We start from the raw sequence: 3,567 nt of genomic DNA, 5'->3' as shown, positions 1-3,567 counted from the left end.
TATTATTTCGAAGGCCTTACAGATGGTGTTGCATTAAAAACCAATGTTGTTACACCATTATTACAAGAAGTAAATGAAGACAGTCAAATATTTAATTCTAATATTATTGCTACTCATACCAAAATAGTATATACATGGAATGAAATTAAAGAAGGATTACTTGAGGGGCAATGTGTACTGTTTATGGAGGGAGAAAAGCGTTCACTTCTAATAAATACAAAAGGCTGGGCAGAGAGAGCAATTCAAGAGCCAATTTCAGAAGTTACTATAAAAGGATCCCATGATGGATTTATTGAAAATGCCACAAAAAATATAGGTCTTATCCGTCGATATATTCCTTCTACAGAGTTAAAAATCAAAAAGCTGACGATTGGAGAAAGAGCCACTTCTTTAGTCTATTTAATTTACTTAGGTGATGTAGCAAACGCAGATGTAGTCCAAGAAATTGAAACCAGAATCTGTAAAATCAAAACAGATGCGGTATTAAGTATTGGAGAGCTATCTAATTATACAAAAGATCAAAATTGGACTCCTTTTCCACAGGCGTATTTAAGCGAGCGCCCAGACGCCATTTCAAATCATATACTTGATGGGAAAGTAGCAGTATTAATGGATAGATCCCCTGGTGCAATGGTTGTTCCGATGAATTTGATTGGATTTTTTCAAACCCCAGATGACTATAATATTCATTGGCTCATCGCATCATTTTTTCGCTTATTACGATTTGCAGGATTTATTATAGCTATTTTTTTACCCGCATTTTATATTGCTATAGTCTCTTTTCACTTTGAAATTATTCCTATAGACTTATACACTTCTATTGCAACATCAAGAGTCAAAGTCCCTTTCTCCCCCTTATTGGAAGCTTTTATAATGGAAATTACACTAGAAATGCTACGTGAAGCTGGCATTCGCTTACCACAACCAATTGGACAAACTATTGGAATCGTTGGAGGGATTGTAATTGGACAGGCAGCTGTTCAAGCTGGTCTTGTTAGTAACGTTATGGTTATTATCGTATCTATTACAGCCATTGCTTCATTTATTGTTTCTAATTATGATTTATCAAGTTCTATACGCCTTATCCGTTTTCCAATGATGTTATTGGCTTACTTTTATGGGATTGTAGGTATTGTTAGTGGATTAATGCTCTTATTTGCTCATTTTGTTTCACTAACTTCCTATGGTTCACCATACGGAATGCCAATCGCACCATTTCGTCTCCAAGAGTTAAAAGATTCTTTTGTAAGATTTCCTATTTCGATGATTACCACCCGCTCGAGTACAGGACAGCCGAAACAAAGAAAGAAAAAAGAAGGTGGTTAACATGGGGAATCTTAAGTTCCAAAAAGTAACTTTATTCGAATTTATTATTTTCATTCATTCGCTGCAACTCGCATCTGGTATGTTAATTATGCCAAGCCCACTTGCTACTACTGCTGGTACAGATGGCTGGATTTCGATCATTCTCGGATGGATAGTTACTTCTATAATCGGTGTATTTATTATATTAATGTTACAAAAAAATCCTAACAAAAATTTCTCACAAATCTTAAAAACATACTTTGGTAAATGGATAGGGACAATTCTTTTTCTTGCATATGCCTTTTATCTATTTTTTGCTGGATTTAATACTTTATTAAAGGCAACTGATATTGTAAAAGTGTGGATATTCCCTTCCACTCCTGCTTATCAAATCACCATATTATTACTATTACCTTTTATTATTTTAGCCCTGAGTGGGTTAAGGGCTCTTACTAGTTATTCTATGCTTGTTTTCTTCTTCACTACTTGGATGCCGCTATTTCTTCTTTTTTCACTAAAGACTAACTACAATCCTTTACACCTACTACCTATATTTAAAGAAGGATTATACCCTATTGTAAAGGCAACAAAAGAAACCATTACTCCTTATGCTGGCCTAGAAATTGCATATTATATATACCCATTCTTACAAAAAAAACAAAAAGCCATAAAAGGACTACTAATAGCGAATACTGGAACCATGTTTTTCTATCTATATGTTACTATCCTTTCTTATATATACTTTAGTCCAGAAGGGATAAAAGATGTAATCTGGCCAGTATTTCATCTGTTAAAAGGGGTTCGTTTTTCTTTCATGGAACGATTAGAAATTATATATATCGCTTACTATTTAATTGTATTTTCCACTACAATATATCCGTATTTATTTTTCAGTTTTGAATCTGTGACCATTTCACTTCAAAAAAACGCCCGCAATTGGGCGCTACTTGCTTTTATGTTACTTATAGTTGGCCTATTTATTTTCCTAAATCCCGATGTGGATCAATATTTGTTTATATATTCTCTTATGGATATCTTAAATGTCGTTTTCTTTATTCTATTACCAATCTTATTTTTCGCTTACAGTATTCTTTTTACTTGGATTACTAGGAGGAAACAACTTTGATTCGAAAATGGATATGGATTGTAATTTGTTGTGTATATATAATTGGTTGTAGTCAGAGAATTCCTCTTGAGAAGGTTTCATTAATCCTGTTAATTGGCTTGGATAGAACCCCTAATGGAGACATAAAAGTTGGAACAAGCATACCACTCTTTCATCATAAACAACCAAAAAGTACTATAGAACATTGGACACAAGCATCAACTGTATATACTGGATTCAGTAAGATAGATACAAAGTTAACAGGCTTTATGACAGCTTCCAAAGCTGAAATCATTTTAATTGGGAAAAAATTAGCGCAAGAAGCAAATTGGTTGCAGGAGCTTGATTCTTCTTACCGTGATCCTTACGCTACCATTAATGCTAAAGTAGTACTTGTAGATGGACCTGCAGAAGAAATTTTTAAAATTCATAAGCCTAGTAAACCATCACTTTCATCTTATATAAATGGTGTAATTGAATCGTCAATTCAAAATAACCAATCCGTCTCTTCTACAATTCAACAATTAATGAGAGAACAAAATGAAGAAGGAATGACGCAAGCTGTTCCAATTATCAAAAAAACAAAGAATGAAATCGACACAGTAGGAATTGCATTTTTAAATCGAAAAGGGAAATATTTAACTCATATCCCTAAAAAAGATGTTAAATTTTTCAATCTTATAAATAAGCAAAAAAGTAGCGGGCGAATGATACTACACCTTGCGCTTCCTCCTAAAAAGTCCAACAAAAAAATAAACACTTCTATCTTCGTACAGAACGCGACAAGGAAGGTATTTGTTAATTTTCAAAACGGAAAGTTTGTATTTAATCTCGATATATATGCTAATGTAGCTTTAATAGAAAAAACCAATGCGAATTTAATTAAGGGGCACTATGATAATAAAAAAAATATAAATAATTTAAAAAGTGCCATTCAAAAAGAAATTAATAATAATTTACAAAATATGTTGTATGAAATACAGCAGAATAAAATTGATCCAATCGGATTATCCCTATATGCTAGAGCATTTCAATATAAAGAGTGGAAAAAAGTAAAAGGAGATTGGTTGCAAGCGTTAGCAGAGGCTAAAATAAATGTAAAGACACACGTCAAAATAAAAGATACTGGGACCATTAGAAATTAGTCTAATATTTAA

The 3,567-nt window shown here is 32.7% G+C and carries 3 protein-coding genes; all 3 read left to right on the top strand.

The window, feature by feature from the left end:
• Positions 1-1,326 (top strand): spore germination protein (locus ACQGS6_RS24715; RefSeq protein WP_426965757.1); only part of this gene is annotated, 1,326 nt, incomplete at its 5' end.
• A 1-nt stretch (position 1,327) separates the two neighbouring features.
• Positions 1,328-2,431, top strand: coding sequence for a GerAB/ArcD/ProY family transporter (locus ACQGS6_RS24710; protein ID WP_000527368.1), 1,104 nt, complete (start codon positions 1,328-1,330; stop codon positions 2,429-2,431).
• Positions 2,428-3,555: a Ger(x)C family spore germination protein gene (locus ACQGS6_RS24705; RefSeq protein WP_000619978.1), complete on the top strand. Its 1,128-nt coding sequence runs from the start codon at positions 2,428-2,430 to the stop codon at positions 3,553-3,555. The genes ACQGS6_RS24710 and ACQGS6_RS24705 overlap by 4 nt, the downstream gene beginning before the upstream one ends.
• The last annotated feature ends 12 nt before the right edge of the window (positions 3,556-3,567 follow it).

It is taken from the genome of Bacillus sp. GMs2/2 (assembly GCF_050172095.1).
GTDB classification, from domain to species: domain Bacteria; phylum Bacillota; class Bacilli; order Bacillales; family Bacillaceae_G; genus Bacillus_A; species Bacillus_A cereus.
This window is presented reverse-complemented; position numbering and strand designations above follow the sequence as displayed.

Coding starts and splice junctions, on each gene's coding strand:
- ACQGS6_RS24710 (WP_000527368.1), top strand. CDS start 1,328: ATGGGGAATCTTAAGTTCCAAAAAGTAACTTTATTCGAATTTATTATT.